This is a genomic window from Pseudescherichia sp. (assembly GCF_031987975.1).
Classification (GTDB): domain Bacteria; phylum Pseudomonadota; class Gammaproteobacteria; order Enterobacterales; family Enterobacteriaceae; genus Pseudescherichia.
This window is the reverse complement of record NZ_DALZYX010000005.1, coordinates 1-15,889: the sequence shown is the minus strand read 5'-3', so window position 1 is coordinate 15,889 and position 15,889 is coordinate 1. Positions and strand designations below refer to the sequence as shown.

The window sequence follows — 15,889 nt, the reverse complement described above, 5'->3', positions numbered from 1 at the left end:
GCTCACGCTGGACGATCGTGCAATCATCGCGGACATCCCCTCTATCGCACCAAGCGCGTTCTGTTAGAGCATGATAGTCGCAATCAACACTACAGGAGATGGAAGATCATGACCACACCACAGGCGCTTGACCACTATCGCTTACTTGGCCGTTCCGGTTTACGTGTTTCTCCCCTTTCGCTGGGCACTATGACCTTTGGCTCAGACTGGGGGTGGGGCGCGGATGACGCCGAGGCGCAACGCATTTTCGATGCCTATGTTGAACGCGGCGGTAACTTTATCGATACCGCAGTCAACTATACCAACGGCAGCGCGGAGAAGATCCTTGGAAGGATGATCAAGGCGAAGCGCGATCGCATCGTACTGGCCACTAAGTTCACCATGTCTCGGGAAGCGGGTAATCCTAATGCGGGGGGCAACCACCGTTACAATCTTGTCCGTTCCGTTGAAACCAGCCTGCGACAGCTTGATACCGACCGCATCGATCTGCTCTATCTGCACGCCTGGGATTTCACCACGTCACCGGAAGAGGTGATGCGCGCGCTCGACGATCTCGTTCGCGATGGCAAAATCCTCTACCTCGGTATCTGTAACGCACCCGCGTGGCGTATTGCCCAGATGCAAACCCTGGCCGATCTGCGTGGCTGGTCGCCTTTTGTCGCATTGCAGATTGAATACAGCCTGGTTGAACGCACGGTAGAGCATGAGCTGATCCCGATGGCCCAGGCGATGGGGCTTGGCGTCCTGCCGTGGTCACCGCTCGGCGGCGGGATCCTGAGCGGAAAGTACAGTCGGGCCGATCTCTCCGATGAAAACGGTGCTGACGTGGCTTCTACGCGTAAGGGAATTATCGCATCGACCGGCCATCTGAACGAGCGGGCGCTGGCCATTGCTGACGTGGTCGGCAGCATCGCCCACGAGACAGGCGTGACAGCGTCACAAATTGCGCTGGCGTGGACGCTGCGTAACCCTGCTGTCGCTTCCACCCTTCTCGGCGCGCGCACGCTCGCTCAGGCTGAGAACAACTTTGCCGCGCTGGAGATTGTGCTCACCGATGATCAACTTCAGCGTCTGGAGCAGGTTAGCGCAGTGGCTCCAATTTTCCCGGCGCGCTTTATTTCCCGGCCAATGGCGCAGCAGCTGATTACCGGCGGGGCGACTATCAGAGCGCGTTAGGCAGGGTTCAGCTTATACATATAGGTTGTGGCATCCAGTCGTCCCTCAATTGACTCTGCGTAAGCGGGTATCTCTCCGGCAATTTGCCAGCCCAGCGAGAGGTACAGCTGGCTTGCCACATCGCCACTGCGCGTATCCAGAACCAGCAGAGTAATACCTTTATCCCACGCGTGTTGCTCCGCCAGTTTCATCAGTTGGCGGGCAACTCCTCGTTGCCGAGCGGCTGGATGTACGAGTAGCTTGGCGATCTCGGCACGATGGCGGCCATTCGGCATGCCGCAGTAGTTAATCATCACTGTGGCGACGACCGTGTCATTCTCGCGTGCAATTAACAGGTCACACTCATTACGGGCAAGGCTATCAGCTTTGGCCTGCCAGAAACTGTCTATAACGATTCGGTCCGCTGGATCGGTAAAACCGACGCTGGCGCCGTCGGCTACGCAGGCCTGAAGAACATTCCCTAAATCCGATAAAACCTGCTGGGCCTGAATTGCACTAAGCTGTTCATAATTAGTCATGATTTGCATATCACCAGTAAATAGTGAGCGCCCAGAGTGTCATGCGCGCTGAAGGTAGTTTTGCCGGATAAATGAAAGCGCAGGCTGTCGCCTTTATTAAGCGTCCACGCTTCTGAATCCATGGTGACGGTCAGCTCACCCGCGTATAACCATATATATTGCTCCAGCCCCTGAACAGGAGGAGAGAGATATTCTATAAAGGCTGCCGGACGAAGCTGCCCCTCGATTAGCTCACACCTGAATTGACTTGCGGGTGGGATTAACATGCGGCGATGAAAGCCGCTGGTCTCATCTTGCCAGACGGATTGTTGCTCCGATCTGAAAAGGCTCTCTGCTTTTTCTTCCACCACGCTAATCAAACTGGACATCGTCATCCGGTAAGCGATACAAAGCTGGTTAAGGACATCTGCAGTTGGGCTGACTTCATTGCGTTCGATGCGCGAAAGAGAGGCTCTACTGATACCCGACGCGCAGGCCAGATCGTCCAGCGACCAGTTATGCTGTATACGAAGTTCGGTTAATCGGGTGGCTAGTTTCTTCCCATAGTCAGGGTTATGCATAGCGATATCTCATATGTGAGAATTATTTCTCATATGTGAGATCTACAGGTTTCTTCTCGTATCGTCAAGCGTGTCGATGTAACAGGCTCTGTAAGCCAGGTTGTTTTTTAAGCGGGCGTGCGACTCGTATACTAACCGTTAATGTAAATGAATCTATTATTTGGGATTGGTTTAGGCGCATCCATTTCTCAAATAATAAGAGTCAAAACTATCATGAAGCCAGAGCTTGTATTGACCGATAACGATTTAATCGCAAAGGGTAACGACCGTTACGTATTCCAGCATCCACACGATAGCCAACTGCTGATCAAAGTTGTGATTCCCGGCATTGCCAAGTACAAAAGCAAGATCCGTGAAATCTATCGTGATGTCAAAGAGTGCAAGCCGAATAATCAAACAGACTCACTCTATATGCAAAAAATGATAGGGCTTGTTGAAACAAATAAAGGGGTAGGGCAAATCATTGTGAAAGAGTGCGATGAGGATAACCACATCGCACAAACGCTTTACCAGCTCGCGCTGAACAAAAAGCTCGATGACAGCAAGCTGCAGAAGCTGAACGTTTTTTTTGCATGGTTTGTCAACACCAGCGTCATTATTAATTCTCTGCACTGTAAAAACATTGTCTACGCTTGGGACAACGTTCGTCAAGAATATCGCTTTAAAGTCATTGATGGTTTCGGGGACAAGACGCTTTTTCAGGTCAGTAAGCTTTCAGAGTCAATTCGCGATAAAAATAAAATCAAATGCCTCAAGCGGATGCTCAGGGATTTGAACCGCTTACTGTCTGAGGCGTGATTTATCAAAAGGTGAGCAGCTATTGCCATATATATGCAGAAAATCAAACGCGCAATAACGTTTCTAATTGTTTCAAATTTTTAATATTTAACGTGACGGCATGTCTGTCGCCTTTCTCGCTCTCATTTCCGGACAAATTCCTAATTTTTAAGTCCTGATCTATTCAGGACTTTTCATTTTTAGACCTCCGGCCCGCGCCAGCCGGGCTATCGCGGGTCATTGTAGTTTTTCTTAAAATTCATTTTCGAACGTTTGCGATGATAAATACATTTTGTGTGCTTTACGTTAAGTGGGATCAGGAGTAGAAATAATAGCGCCCCTTTTCTAGGTTAACACCGTGTCCGACTAATGGATTATTAATTCAGGAGATAAATGCATATGTCTGATTCATTTCAAAATGAAATACCTCGTGCGCGCGTAAATATAAAGCTGGATCTTGTGACTGGGGGGGCGCAGAAAAAAGTTGAGCTGCCGCTAAAGCTCCTGGCCGTCGGTGATTTCAGCAATGGTAAAGCAGGAGGTACGCTAGCCGAGCGTGAAAAGATGAATATTAACAAGAACAATTTCAACGGCGTACTGGCGGAATTGAGTCCTGAAGTCAACTTTGCCGTTAAAAATACGCTCGCAAATGACGGCTCGGAAGAAAACGTACATCTCTCCTTTAAGAATATCAAAGATTTTGAGCCTGAGGCGGTGGCGCGCCAGATCCCCCAGCTGCGTGCCATGCTTTCCATGCGTAATCTGTTGCGTGATTTGAAATCCAATCTGCTTGATAACGTTACGTTCAGAAAAGAACTCGAAGCCATATTAAAAGATCCCGCGCTTTCCGATGAATTGCGCAGTGAACTTAACGCGCTGGCCCCGACCCAGGCTTAATTACTGGAACTTTTTTTAACGGAATAAGACGAGTAAATGCTAATGTCAGTTAATAATGAATCTCAGAATCTGGCGGGCAGCGCCACTGTCGAAAAAATACTGCCACAGGGTGGGGTATATGCCTCACTGTTTGAAAAAATTAATTTAACGCCGGTGGCAGAACTCGGTGATTTAAACGGTTTTGATGACAATACCATAATGGCGGAAACTTCCGCTGATGAACGCGTCACCGCCGCGGTGAAAGTCTTTATGCAGTGTCTGCAAAAATCCGGGCAGATGGTGGAGAAGCTGGATAAAACAATCCTCGACCACCATATTGCAGAGCTGGATTTCCAGATCGGCCGGCAGCTCGATGAGGTCATGCACCATGACGATTTTCAGCGCACGGAGAGCATCTGGCGGGGTCTGAAATCACTGGTGGATAAAACCGACTTTCGCCAGAACGTGAAGCTCGAATTACTCGATTTATCGAAAGAAGAGCTACGTCAGGACTTCGAGGACGCACCCGAAATCATTCAAAGCGGGCTGTACAGGCAGACCTATATCGCGGAGTACGACACCCCGGGTGGGGAGCCTGTTGCTGCGGTTATCTCGGCTTATGAGTTCGATGCCTCCGCGCAGGATGTGGCGCTGATGCGTAACATTTCGAAGGTCGCTGCCGCAGCTCATATGCCGTTTATTGGCTCTGCAGGCCCGGCCTTTTTTTTAAAGGACAATATGGAGCAGGTCGCGGCCATTAAAGATATTGGCAACTATTTCGACCGCGCCGAGTATATCAAATGGAAATCCTTCCGTGATACCGATGACGCCCGTTACCTTGGTCTGGTGATGCCGCGCGTGCTGGGGCGTCTGCCGTACGGCCCGGATACCGTGCCGGTGCGCAGCTTCAACTACATCGAGCAGGTCAAAGGCCCGGATCACGATAAATACCTGTGGACCAACGCCTCGTTTGCGTTCGCTGCCAACATGGTCAGAAGCTTCATCAACAACGGGTGGTGTGTACAGATCCGTGGCCCGCAGGCTGGCGGTGCCGTGCAGGACCTGCCGATTCATCTGTATGACCTCGGCACCGGTAACCAGGTGAAGATCCCGTCAGAAGTCATGATCCCGGAGACCCGCGAGTTTGAGTTCGCTAACCTCGGTTTTATTCCCCTGTCGTACTACAAGAACCGCGACTACGCCTGCTTCTTCTCGGCCAACTCCACCCAGAAACCGGCGCTATATGACACGCCGGATGCCACGGCCAACAGCCGCATCAACGCCCGCCTGCCATACATCTTCCTGCTGTCACGTATTGCACACTACCTGAAGCTGATCCAGCGGGAAAACATCGGCACCACCAAGGATCGCCGCCTGCTTGAGCTGGAGCTGAACACCTGGGTGCGCGGACTGGTGACCGAAATGACCGATCCGGGCGATGCGCTGCAGGCCTCTCATCCGCTGCGCGACGCGAAAGTGGTGGTGGAGGACATCGAGGACAACCCCGGCTTCTTCCGCGTGAAGCTGTATGCCGTGCCGCATTTCCAGGTAGAAGGGATGGACGTCAACCTGTCGCTGGTCTCTCAGATGCCGAAGGCGAAAGCGTAAGACGGGGGTATCAGGGATGAAAATTTATCGTCCGTTATGGAGTGAAGGGACCCTGCTGGCCCCCCAGCAGTTTCAGCAGCAGTCTGAGTGGGAATCATTCTCCCGCGCGGGCTTGTCCCGGTTGTCCAGCCCGTTTGCCTGGGGCGTTGAGCAAGTTGAGCTTAATGACACGCTTCTGGCATCCGGCCGGGTCCAGGCGCAGACACTGCGTCTGTGGCTGCCGGATGGCACATTGATTGATACCAAAAGCAGTGACGTCGCACCGGAGCCGCGGGAAGTGGTACTGCCGTCCTCCGAAAATAGGGACAGCGTGACTGTGCTGGTTGCGCTGCCGGTGATGCAACCCGGTATCGTCAATGTCCAGACAGAGAGAGTGCCTGCAGAGCGTCCGCTTCGTTATCGCGAAGAGTGGGTAACAATTCAGGATGCTTTTGGCCAGGAAGAAGAGCCGATGGCCGTGGCCAGGTTCAATCTCGCCTTCCGCTTCGATCATGAAAGTAACGATGGCTGGGAGACCTGCGCCGTGGCACGCCTGCTGCGTGATGGTCAGGGCGGCTGGCATCAGGATCCTGATTTTGTACCGCCTATGGCCCTGTTTTCAGCAAGCCACGTATTGCGCGAGCGTCTGGTGCTGCTCAACCGTCAGCTACGTTCACGCCGTCAGCGCCTGATGGCCATGCGCCGTGAGAGTAACGATCGGATGGCGGATTTCGCCGTGGCGGATGTGTCGCTGTTCTGGCTGCTGAATGCGCTGAACACCCACGCCCGGGTTCTTACCGAGTTCGAGCGTTTCCCGGCCCGTCATCCGGAGCAGGTATGGGCCGAGCTGGTGCGTCTGGCCGGCAGCATGCTGACCTTTTCACTGGATCGCGACCTCGATGCCATTCCGGGCTATGACCATCAGGTGCCGGAAAACACCTTCCCGCCGCTGTTTGAGCTGATCGGCGAACTGCTGGAAGCCAGCCTGCCATCCCGTGTGGTAGCCATCAATATGACCCGGGTGGATAACGAGACCTGGAAAGCCAGCCTGCATGACATCCGTCTGCGTGAGGAGGCCGACTTCTATCTTTGTGTCCGTTCAAACCAGCCCGCCTGGCAGGTGGCTGAAAAGTTTGCCGGAATGGCCATAGCGGGAACGCCGGACGATGTCGGGGTGATCACCGGCGTGGCGGTAAAAGGTATCGGGCTTATTCCATTAAGCCGTGTGCCGGCCGCGCTGCCGGTTCGTCTTGAGAATCAATATTTTGTGCTGGATATGGAGAGCCAGGCGGCACAGGGCATGCTGGAGCAGGGCGTGTGCCTGTTCTACGTTCCGTCGCTGCTGGGCGAACTGGACCTTGAACTGTTTGCGGTGCTGCGCTCATGAGAAATGATATTGATATCGACAGTCTGATGGCAGATACCTGGCTTACCGTGGCGCAGCTGCGTCACGATGCCAGCGCGCCTGATGGCCAGGTACTCTATAAAAAGTGCTGTGCGCAGGTGGAAAGCGTCAGGGAGGCGCTGGAGCGCGCCGGGTACGACAGTGAGAGCATCACGCATATTTCCTATGCGCAATGCGCCCTGCTGGATGAAGCAGTAATGAACCGCAAACCTGCTGCAGTTTTGCCTGCATCTGATACGTCTGGCCCGGAGCCTGAGCAGGCCTCTGGAACGGCTGCGCCAGAGAAAGTGAACACTGACGAAGGAGCGAAAGCCTGGCGCGCCGCGCCGTTACAGGCGCGATACTTCGGCTCACTGCGTGCCGGTGAGGCCCTGTATGATCGTATCGCTGAGGTCTTACGCCAGCCATCTCCGGTACCGGCAGTCCTGGTCTGTTACCAGCGGGTTCTGGCGCTGGGCTTTCAGGGGCAGTTCATTCTGTCCGGGGTGGGGCAGGCGCAGCGGGAAGAGATCCTGGCTGCCCTGAATGAACGTGTTCCGCCGCTGGAAACCGGCGTGTCTCTGGTGGTTCAGAGGACCGGTAAACGCCGTTACAACCTCCTGCGTTCTGTGTGGTTCTGGATAATTCTGGCGGTGGCGCTGACTGCCGCTGTCTGGATCGGCGGTCACCTCTGGTTACAGAACCTGCTTCACCAGCAACTGTCGGAGCTGCACTGATGCGACGTTCTGCGCTGCTACGGGCGCTGTTACCGGCACTGATTTGTCTGACTGCGCTGCTCTCGCTGATATGGGGCTTTCTGGCTATCTCCGCATGGCTGAAAGGCGGCCTGACGGTTATGGCCTGGATCGCGGCGCTGCTGATAACACGTCGCCGCTACCGGCGTCAGCGCCCGGCGAAAGTGCCGGAAGAACGCGGGATTTACCCGCCGGAGGGGTTTACCGGGCCGGTATTGCTGGCCTGTGGCGATCTCAGCGACAACCTGTTTTCTGACGGGCCGTGTCGCACAACCGCCCAGGGCTGTTATCTGCAGGTGGGCGCACCGGAGAGCCTGACCGCGTTTGCTGACAGGTTACTGGTGCGTGAGCCGCGCATGGCCGGGCAACTTGTCGTCATGTTTCGCGTCCTGCCGGACAGACATGAAGATGAGGGGCTGCTGCGGGCTGCCCTGAAAACGCTTCGTCAGCAGGTCAGGCAACTGAAGAGCCTTTCCGGTTATACCCCACCGGTGGTGCTGGCAGGCGAATTTTCAGGTCCCGAAACACCGTGGATTATAGTCCGGGGTAAAACGTCTCTGGTCTGCCCGGCTGATGAACCCGCCCTGACCCTGGAGGAATGGCGTCGGCTACCGGAGAGCGTCACCCGTCTGCCGTATCTGGCTCAGGCGCTTAGCCTGCTGCAGGCGATTATGGAGGAGCTGTCAAAACCGGATCGGCTCTGCCCGCCGGTGCTGCCGTTCGCGGTGGTGCTGCGCGGCGGGGCAATCAGCACTCTCCCTGAAGCCATGTGGCCGCAGCGGCTGTTCCGCCATTCAGCTTTGCTGCCGCTGCCTCACGTCGTCTCGTATCCCCCGTTGTGGCACTTTGCCGATCCGGTACTGCCGCTGCTGGCCCCTTTTGCCCAGCCGTTGCAGGGAGCAAAAACCGGACGCCGGGTGGTCCTGGCAACAATGCTCTGCATCCTGGCGGCTACCGGTCTCTCCGTGATGCATAACCAGTCTCTTATTGGCCGGATCGGTGCGGATCTGCAGCGCTGGTACGCCATCCCGATGAACCATTATGCCCCTAAAGCCCGGTCGCTGCATGCCCTGCAGCAGGATGCGTTGTTGCTGGAGCGCTGGCAGCGCCAGGGAGAGCCACAGCGTTATGGGTTGGGTCTCTATACGGGTGAGCAGTTATGGCTGCGTGTTCAACAGGCGATAGATACCTGGGTCCCGCCGCCCCCACCGCCAAAACCTAAACCGGTGCCGGTAGCGAAAATTATTCGCCTCGACAGCATGTCGCTGTTTGATTCCGGTAAAGCGGATCTGAAGCCGGGATCGACCAGAGTGCTGGTGAATTCACTGGTGGGTATCAAGGCCAGGCCGGGCTGGCTGATTGTGGTGGCAGGGCACACCGATAACACCGGCAGCCAGCAGATCAACCAGCCGTTGTCCCTGAAGCGTGCCGGGGCGGTACGGGACTGGATGCGGGATACCGGCGACGTGCCGGAAAGCTGCTTTGCGGTGCAGGGCTATGGCGAAAGCCGCCCGGTCGCAACCAATGACACGCCGGAAGGCCGCGCGCTCAACCGCCGTGTCGACATCACTCTGGTGCCGCAGGCGAATGCCTGCCAGGTGCCGGGTAATCACAGCGTTGCCATGACCGGCAACGCCCTTAAAAAGTAAGAAGGAGTTTTGACATGGCAATTCCGGTTTATCTGTGGCTGAAAGACGACGGCGGCGCGGACATCAAAGGATCGGTGGACGTTAAGGACCGCGAAGGCAGTATCGAAGTGGTGGCGCAGGAGCACGATCTGTACATCCCGACCGACAACAACACCGGCAAGCTGACCGGCACGCGTATCCATACGCCGTTCAAATTCACCAAGGAGATCGACTCCTCCAGCCCCTACCTGTACAAGGCGGTGACCACCGGGCAGACCCTGAAGTCTGCGGAGTTTAAGTGGTACAAAATTAACGACGCGGGCCAGGAGGTGGAGTACTTCAACACCAAACTGGAGAACGTCAAGCTGGTGAAGGTCGCGCCGAAAATGCACGACATCAAGGACCCCTCCTACGAGAAGCATAATCACCTCGAGCGGGTTGAACTGCGCTACGAAAAAATCACCTGGACCTATAAAGACGGCAACATCATTCATTCCGACTCCTGGAACGAACGCGCCACCGCGTAAGCCTGCAAGCGGACAGTTCCCCTCTGTCCGCTTTTTTTGCTGAATGCCTGCGAATGCGGACCTTCAGCAAAGAAACTCACAATCTGTCTGCCTGACCTTATGCGCTTTGGTCTCCTGAACACCAGGAAACAGCGATGGGCGGTAGCGTGTCCAGGAACTGATAAAGAGAGAACATCATGGAAAATCCCGCCATTCTGCTGCGTCGTCTCAACCCCTACTGCGCCCGTGCGATGGAGGGGGCCGCCTCCCTGTGCCAGACCCGGGCGCACGCGGAAATCCTGCCTGAGCACTGGCTGCTGAAGCTGCTGGAGCAGGGCGAGGGCGACCTTACGGTGCTGGCGCGGCGCTATGAGTGGGATATGGATGCCCTATGGCAGGATTTGCTTGGCTGGCTGGACGCGTTGCCGCGCTCGGTACGCAGCCGTCCGCAGCTGGCTGAGAGCACGCAGACGCTGATGCAGGATGCCTGGTTGCGGGCCTCGCTGGCAGGGGAAGAGAGCATTCGCAGCATTCATCTGCTGATGGCGCTGGCGGACAAACCGAAGCTGGCACGCTGCGACGGCCTGTGGCCGCTGTTGACCCTGGGCCAGAGCCAGCTGGAGCGCCTGCGTCCGCTGCTCGATGCGCAGTCCGATGAACGCCCGGAGGTCCAGCAGGACGAGGCGCTGATGCAACGACACGGCGGTGAGGTGGAATTTGTTGGCCGTCCGGTCGGGGCCGGGACAAAAGAGGGCGAACCCGACCCGGCGCTACAGAACGCGCTGGACAGATTCACCCTCGACGTCACCGCCAGGGCGCGGGAGGGTAGCATTGACCCGGTGTTTGGGCGTGATACGGAGATCCGCCAGATGGTGGATATCCTCTCCCGGCGACGGAAGAACAACCCGATCCTGGTGGGCGAGCCAGGCGTGGGCAAGACCGCGCTGGTGGAAGGCCTGGCGCTGCGCATCGCTGAAGGCAACGTCCCGGACAGTCTGAAAACCGTCAGCCTGCGCACTCTCGATCTCGGCCTGTTGCAGGCGGGAGCAGGCGTGAAAGGCGAATTTGAGCTACGGCTGAAGAACGTTATTGAGGCGGTGCAGCAGTCGCCCACGCCTGTCCTGCTGTTTATTGACGAGGCGCACACCATTATCGGCGCGGGCAATCAGGCGGGCGGCGCGGATGCCGCTAACCTGCTGAAACCCGCCCTGGCACGGGGCGAGCTGCGGACCATCGCCGCCACCACCTGGAGCGAGTACAAACAGTACTTTGAGCGCGACGCCGCGCTGGAGCGTCGCTTCCAGATGGTAAAGGTGGACGAGCCGGACGACGACACCGCCTGCCTGATGCTCAGGGGCCTGAAAACCCGCTACGCGCAGCACCACGGGGTGCATATTACTGATGACGCCGTGCGCGCCGCCGTCACGCTCTCCCGGCGCTACCTCACCGGACGCCAGCTGCCGGATAAAGCCGTCGATCTGCTGGACACCGCCTCCGCCCGCGTTCGCATGAATCTGGACACCGTGCCGGAGCCGCTGACCCGCATGAAATCCGCCATCACTGCGCTGGAGATGGAAAAGCAGGCGCTGCTGGAAGATGTCGCTGTGGGCAACGGTCCGCACGGCGGGCGGCTGGAGGCTATCGACAGGGAAGAGGTGAGCATCATCCTGCAGCTTGATGCGCTGGAGACGCAGTATGGACAGGAGCTGGCACTCTCCGAACAGCTGCTGGTATGCCGCACGGATATCTCCCGCCAGGCGGAGATGGCTGATTTACAGGCGCAGCTCTGCGCTGCTCAGCAGGGTAATCCTTTGCTGGAGGTGGACGTCAGTGTGCGCACCGTTGCCACGGTGATTGCTGACTGGACCGGCGTGCCGCTCTCTTCATTAATGAAGGATGAGCAGACGGCGCTGCTGCACCTTGAAGCCGCGCTGGAAAAACGCGTGGTCGGCCAGGATGCGGCGCTGAACGCCATCGCGCAGCGCCTGCGTGCCGCCAAAACCGGGCTTGCACCCGAGAACGGACCGCAGGGCGTGTTCCTGCTGGTCGGCCCGAGCGGCACCGGCAAGACCGAGACGGCGCTGGCGCTGGCGGATACGCTGTTTGGCGGCGAAAAGTCGCTTATCACCATCAATCTGTCGGAGTACCAGGAGCCGCACACCGTCTCCCAGCTGAAAGGCTCCCCGCCGGGCTACGTTGGCTACGGCCAGGGCGGCATTCTGACTGAGGCCGTGCGCAAGCGTCCTTACAGCGTGGTGCTGCTCGATGAAGTGGAGAAGGCGCACCGGGACGTAATGAACCTCTTCTACCAGGTCTTCGACCGCGGCTTTATGCGCGACGGCGAAGGGCGCGAAATTGACTTCCGTAACACGGTGATCCTGATGACCGCCAACCTCGGCAGCGACAACATCATGCAGCGGCTGGATGACCAGCCGGACGCCACCGAAGCCGATCTGCATGAACTGCTGCGCCCCATTCTGCGGAACCATTTCCAGCCCGCGCTGCTGGCCCGCTTCCAGACCGTGATCTACCGCCCGCTGGGGCAGCAGGCGATGCGCACTATTGTGCAGATGAAGCTGGAGCAGGTCAGCCAGAGGCTGGCACGCCACTACGGCATGACCACGCAAATTGCAGAGAGCCTGTATGACGCCCTGACCAGCGCCTGCCTGCTGCCGGACACCGGGGCACGCAACATCGACAGCCTGCTCAATCAGCAGATCCTGCCGGTGCTGAGCCAGCAGCTATTAAGCCATATGGCGGCGGGACGGAAACCCCAGTCCCTGCGGCTGGAGTGGGATGACAGTGAGGGCATTGTCCTCACGTTTGATGAGCCGGCGACAACGCCAGTCAGAGGATAAAAGTGATGAGCGATCCCGTAACTGCCCTGACACAGGACAAAATCGATGCGCTGCTGGGGATGTCCCGCTACCGGCTGGATGTTCACGCGTGCCCGCATTTTCTCGATGTGTTCGATTTCATGAGCGAAGAGAAACTCAGTGAACCCTGGCGCTATACCGTAAAAGTGACCTGTACTGCGGAAGATATTGCCAGCAGCACTATGTTGCTTAAGCCGGCGGCGTTCACCTTCCAGCTCCCGTTATATGACGGAACGCCCGCCACACCGCTGCGTACCGTCTATGGCGTGGTGCATACCTTTCAGCGCCTTTCGACCTCAGCGGATGAAACTTACTACACGCTCGATATCGTGCCGCGCATTGCGCTGCTGCAGCATACGAAGCGCAGCGAAATTTATCTCAACCAGTCCGTACCAGAGGTGGTTGAAAAGATCCTGCGCGCCCACGGGCTGGAAGGACCGGATTTTGAGTTTCGTCTGTCGCAGGCCTACCCGGCACGCGAGCTGATCACACAGTGGCGCGAAACCGACCTTGAGTTCATCCAGCGCCTGCTGGCGGAAGTGGGGATCTTCTGGCGCTTTGAAATGGATAACCGCCTCGAACAGGATGTGGTGATATTTCAGGACAGCCCGGAGCAGTATCAGTTTGGCGTCACGCTGCCGATCGTCCCGGTGTCGAAAACCAGCGATAACGGCCAGCTCAGCGTCTGGGATATTGAAACCGTCCAGCAGGTGGTCTCCGGGAGCGTGGCGACCCGGGATTACAACTACCGAGAGGCGTTGACGCCGCAGGACAGCACGGTGTCAGTCAGCAGCGCGGAGGGCATCACGACGGGTGAGGTGTATCACTATGCCGAGCCTTTCCTGAGCGAAGGCGACACGGAGACGCCGGAAAGCGGTGCCTACTACGCGCGCCTGCGCCATGAACGTATTCTGAATGCCCAGCAGGCCGTTACCGGGAAAACGACCAGCCCGTTTCTGGCCCCTGGCGAGGTGCTGGAGCCCGAGGGCAGTCTGCCGGCCAGCCTGAAGGAGGGGATCGTTATCACCAGTGTGCAGAGCAGCGGCTCGCGCAAGCGCAGTTTCCTGATGACCTTTACCGGGATCCCCTACAGCGAAGCGGTGTGCTATCGCCCGCCGCTGCACAAACGCCCGGTGATTGCCGGAACGCTCCCGGCGCGGGTGGAAAGCACCGAAAAAGGGGATACCTATGCCTGGCTAGATAGCCAGGGGCGTTACCGGGTGAAGCTGGATTTTGACCGCAGCGACAGTGAGCAGGGTTACGCCTACCTCTGGCTGCGGATGGCGAAACCCTACGCCGGAGATAAGTACGGCTTCCACGCCCCCTTACTGGACGGAACCGAAGTCTCGGTGATGTTTGATGCAGGCGATCCCGACAGGCCGTTTATCGCCCATGCCCAGCACGATTCAGAACACCCGGATCATGTTACTGACGATAATCACACGCGTAACGTCCTGCGCACACCGGCAAACAACAAGCTTCGTCTGGAGGATAAGCGTCAGGAAGAGCACATCAAACTCGCGACGGAGTACGGCAAGACCCAGCTCAATATCGGTCACCTGGTCGATGCGCAGCGCAAACAGCGCGGTACCGGTTTTGAGCTGCGCACCGATGAGTTTGGTGCCCTGCGTGCGGGCCGCGGCGTCTACCTGACCGCCGACGCACAGGAAAAGGGGCAGGGTCTGGTGCTGGAGATGACGCCCGCCGTCAGCCAGATAACCCGGGCGAACAGCGAGATGCAGGCGCTGAACAGCGCAGCGCAAACGGCTCAGGCTCTGACCTGCGATATCCAGACCCAGAACAGCCTCATTCATGATCGCCTGCAGGGGTTACAGGCGGCGGTCGTGCTGGCCTCAGCGCCGCAGGGGATCGCCCTGACCTCCGGGGAGCATATGCAGCTGACCAGCCAAAAGAACACGATGATCACCGCCGGTCAGCATGTCGATATCGGGGCGATGAAAAATGTCACGGTCAGCGCAGGGCAGTCCCTGGGGCTGTTTGCGGATAAAGCCGGGGCGAAAGTGATAGCCAACCAGGGCAATGTCGACATTCACGCCCAGCACAGCACGCTGGATATGAGCGCGGAACAGCAGTTTACCGTGACCAGCACTCAGGATGAGATAACCATCAGCACCCCGAAAACGCTGACGCTCAGCGGGGGCGGATCATATCTGAAGCTCAGCGCAGGCGGCATAGAGCACGGCACTGACGGGGACTTTATTACTAAGGCGGCGCGCTATCAGGTGCCGATGTCGGCGGCCAGTATGCAAACCGATCCGCCTGTTTACGCTAACACCACCCTCGATCCTCTTTCACCCGTCACTGACGGGACAGTCTCACGCTAAGGAGAGCCATTATGAACACCTGTTTTCCGGCCCGTAAGCAGAACGGGGACAACTACGCCACGCTGGACGAAATGATGCGCCTTATAGGCCGGGAGCCGCACGGCTCGTGGCTGGCGGGCACCAACAACATGTGGCATGGCGGTATCCATATCTCGGAGGTGTCCGCTCCGGGTTCATTGCTGACCCCGGAAACAACCGCGACGGCGGTGCCACTGCCGTGTATGGCTGACGGCGGGGTGGTGGCCTGGCGTCTGGGCAGGGACTACCAGAAAGCCCGCTACCTCAGCCATGCCGTGCAGTATTCAACCACCTTTGTGCTGGTGAAATCTGTCTGTAAACCGGACCCGGACAATGCGCAGACCTGGCTTGAGTTTTACTCGCTGTACATGGGCCTGGCCCCGCTGTCGGCCTTTGAGAAGTGCCGGTGCATGAAGGTTATCGCAGATGGTGGCGTCAGAAAACATCCGCAGGGGCAGTACGAAAGCAGCCAGCCTGACGTGATACCCGACGCGTCTGAGGGCACCCTGGCGAAAGATGCCCGGGTGATTATCCTGAAAGAGGGGCTGTTTACGTACCGGGGACAAAGCGGGCAGCCTTTTGGTCTGGCGCAGGAACTCGATGACGAAGGGCGGGAATGTGGTAAGCCCTTCCGGGTAACCACCTCACCAGTATACATGGCCCCGGACGGCGAACAGTACGCCCGGCTGCCGGTGTGGATGCAGCAGGCGGTGGCGAAGGGGGTGTTTGATGCAGTGGTAAAACCGGATACGCCACTGACAATCAGTGCCGGGGACGCCATCGGTTTTTTAGGCGAGGATATAGCCCCGGCGGGGATGGCAAAAATCAGCCCCAGCGCCTATGCCCATATTGAGGTGCTCAGCACGGACAGCCGGATGCCGGG

12 protein-coding genes and 1 pseudogene are annotated in these 15,889 nt (G+C 57.5%); 11 read left to right on the top strand and 2 right to left on the bottom strand.

The features are described from left to right. Positions 1-108: 108 nt before the first annotated feature. A complete protein-coding gene (locus RTN40_RS09790; protein ID WP_312228283.1) occupies positions 109-1,176 on the top strand; it encodes an aldo/keto reductase in 1,068 nt (355 codons plus the stop codon). On the opposite strand, the gene RTN40_RS09785 is transcribed toward RTN40_RS09790, so the two are convergent. Then, positions 1,173-1,694: a GNAT family N-acetyltransferase gene (locus RTN40_RS09785; protein WP_312228602.1), complete on the bottom strand. Its 522-nt coding sequence runs from the start codon at positions 1,692-1,694 to the stop codon at positions 1,173-1,175. The two genes, RTN40_RS09790 and RTN40_RS09785, sit on opposite strands and share 4 nt — an antisense overlap. Continuing rightward, the gene (locus RTN40_RS09780) at positions 1,691-2,254 is read right to left on the bottom strand and encodes an XRE family transcriptional regulator (protein ID WP_312228282.1); all 564 of its coding nucleotides are present in this window, start codon (positions 2,252-2,254) and stop codon (positions 1,691-1,693) included. Before RTN40_RS09780 ends, RTN40_RS09785 begins: the two co-directional genes overlap by 4 nt. Positions 2,255-2,401: 147 nt before the next feature. On the opposite strand from RTN40_RS09780, the gene RTN40_RS09775 reads away from it, so the two are divergent. The 10 genes and pseudogenes from RTN40_RS09775 to RTN40_RS09730 all read left to right on the top strand — a co-directional run. Further along, entirely contained in the window at positions 2,402-3,052 is a 651-nt protein-coding gene (locus RTN40_RS09775) for a YrbL family protein (RefSeq protein ID WP_312228281.1), read from the top strand. Between the two features lie 378 nt (positions 3,053-3,430). Then, a complete protein-coding gene (gene tssB / locus RTN40_RS09770; protein ID WP_312228280.1) occupies positions 3,431-3,928 on the top strand; it encodes a type VI secretion system contractile sheath small subunit in 498 nt (165 codons plus the stop codon). Positions 3,929-3,964: 36 nt separating this feature from the next. Then, complete coding sequence (tssC, locus tag RTN40_RS09765; RefSeq protein ID WP_312228279.1) at positions 3,965-5,515, top strand: type VI secretion system contractile sheath large subunit; 1,551 nt, start codon at positions 3,965-3,967, stop codon at positions 5,513-5,515. Between the two features lie 16 nt (positions 5,516-5,531). Next, positions 5,532-6,881 carry a type VI secretion system baseplate subunit TssK gene (gene tssK / locus RTN40_RS09760; protein WP_312228278.1) on the top strand — a complete coding sequence of 450 codons (1,350 nt, stop codon included), beginning with the start codon at positions 5,532-5,534 and terminating at the stop codon, positions 6,879-6,881. Beyond that, entirely contained in the window at positions 6,878-7,615 is a 738-nt protein-coding gene (gene tssL / locus RTN40_RS09755; protein ID WP_312228277.1) for a type VI secretion system protein TssL, short form, read from the top strand. Before tssK ends, tssL begins: the two co-directional genes overlap by 4 nt. Continuing rightward, positions 7,615-9,282, top strand: a complete 1,668-nt coding sequence (locus RTN40_RS09750; RefSeq protein ID WP_312228276.1) for an OmpA family protein — start codon at positions 7,615-7,617, stop codon at positions 9,280-9,282. The genes tssL and RTN40_RS09750 overlap by 1 nt, the downstream gene beginning before the upstream one ends. Before the next feature lie 14 nt (positions 9,283-9,296). Further along, on the top strand, positions 9,297-9,788 hold the full coding sequence (locus RTN40_RS09745; RefSeq protein WP_312228275.1) for an Hcp family type VI secretion system effector: 492 nt from the start codon (positions 9,297-9,299) through the stop codon (positions 9,786-9,788). A 176-nt stretch (positions 9,789-9,964) separates the two neighbouring features. After that, positions 9,965-12,625: a type VI secretion system ATPase TssH gene (gene tssH, locus RTN40_RS09740; protein ID WP_312228274.1), complete on the top strand. Its 2,661-nt coding sequence runs from the start codon at positions 9,965-9,967 to the stop codon at positions 12,623-12,625. A gap of 5 nt (positions 12,626-12,630) precedes the next feature. Continuing rightward, positions 12,631-14,988, top strand: a complete 2,358-nt coding sequence (locus tag RTN40_RS09735; RefSeq protein ID WP_312228273.1) for a type VI secretion system tip protein VgrG — start codon at positions 12,631-12,633, stop codon at positions 14,986-14,988. An 11-nt stretch (positions 14,989-14,999) separates the two neighbouring features. Further along, a pseudogene (locus RTN40_RS09730) lies at positions 15,000-15,889 on the top strand (hypothetical protein); the annotation flags it as partial.

Bases quoted from the DNA above. Each gene is read 5' to 3' on its own strand.
- RTN40_RS09790 (WP_312228283.1), top strand. From the start codon at position 109: ATGACCACACCACAGGCGCTTGACCACTATCGCTTACTTGGCCGTTCC.
- RTN40_RS09785 (WP_312228602.1), bottom strand. From the start codon at position 1,694: ATGACTAATTATGAACAGCTTAGTGCAATTCAGGCCCAGCAGGTTTTA.
- RTN40_RS09780 (WP_312228282.1), bottom strand. From the start codon at position 2,254: ATGCATAACCCTGACTATGGGAAGAAACTAGCCACCCGATTAACCGAA.
- RTN40_RS09775 (WP_312228281.1), top strand. From the start codon at position 2,402: ATGAATCTATTATTTGGGATTGGTTTAGGCGCATCCATTTCTCAAATA.
- tssB (WP_312228280.1), top strand. From the start codon at position 3,431: ATGTCTGATTCATTTCAAAATGAAATACCTCGTGCGCGCGTAAATATA.
- tssC (WP_312228279.1), top strand. From the start codon at position 3,965: ATGCTAATGTCAGTTAATAATGAATCTCAGAATCTGGCGGGCAGCGCC.
- tssK (WP_312228278.1), top strand. From the start codon at position 5,532: ATGAAAATTTATCGTCCGTTATGGAGTGAAGGGACCCTGCTGGCCCCC.
- tssL (WP_312228277.1), top strand. From the start codon at position 6,878: ATGAGAAATGATATTGATATCGACAGTCTGATGGCAGATACCTGGCTT.
- RTN40_RS09750 (WP_312228276.1), top strand. From the start codon at position 7,615: ATGCGACGTTCTGCGCTGCTACGGGCGCTGTTACCGGCACTGATTTGT.
- RTN40_RS09745 (WP_312228275.1), top strand. From the start codon at position 9,297: ATGGCAATTCCGGTTTATCTGTGGCTGAAAGACGACGGCGGCGCGGAC.
- tssH (WP_312228274.1), top strand. From the start codon at position 9,965: ATGGAAAATCCCGCCATTCTGCTGCGTCGTCTCAACCCCTACTGCGCC.
- RTN40_RS09735 (WP_312228273.1), top strand. From the start codon at position 12,631: ATGAGCGATCCCGTAACTGCCCTGACACAGGACAAAATCGATGCGCTG.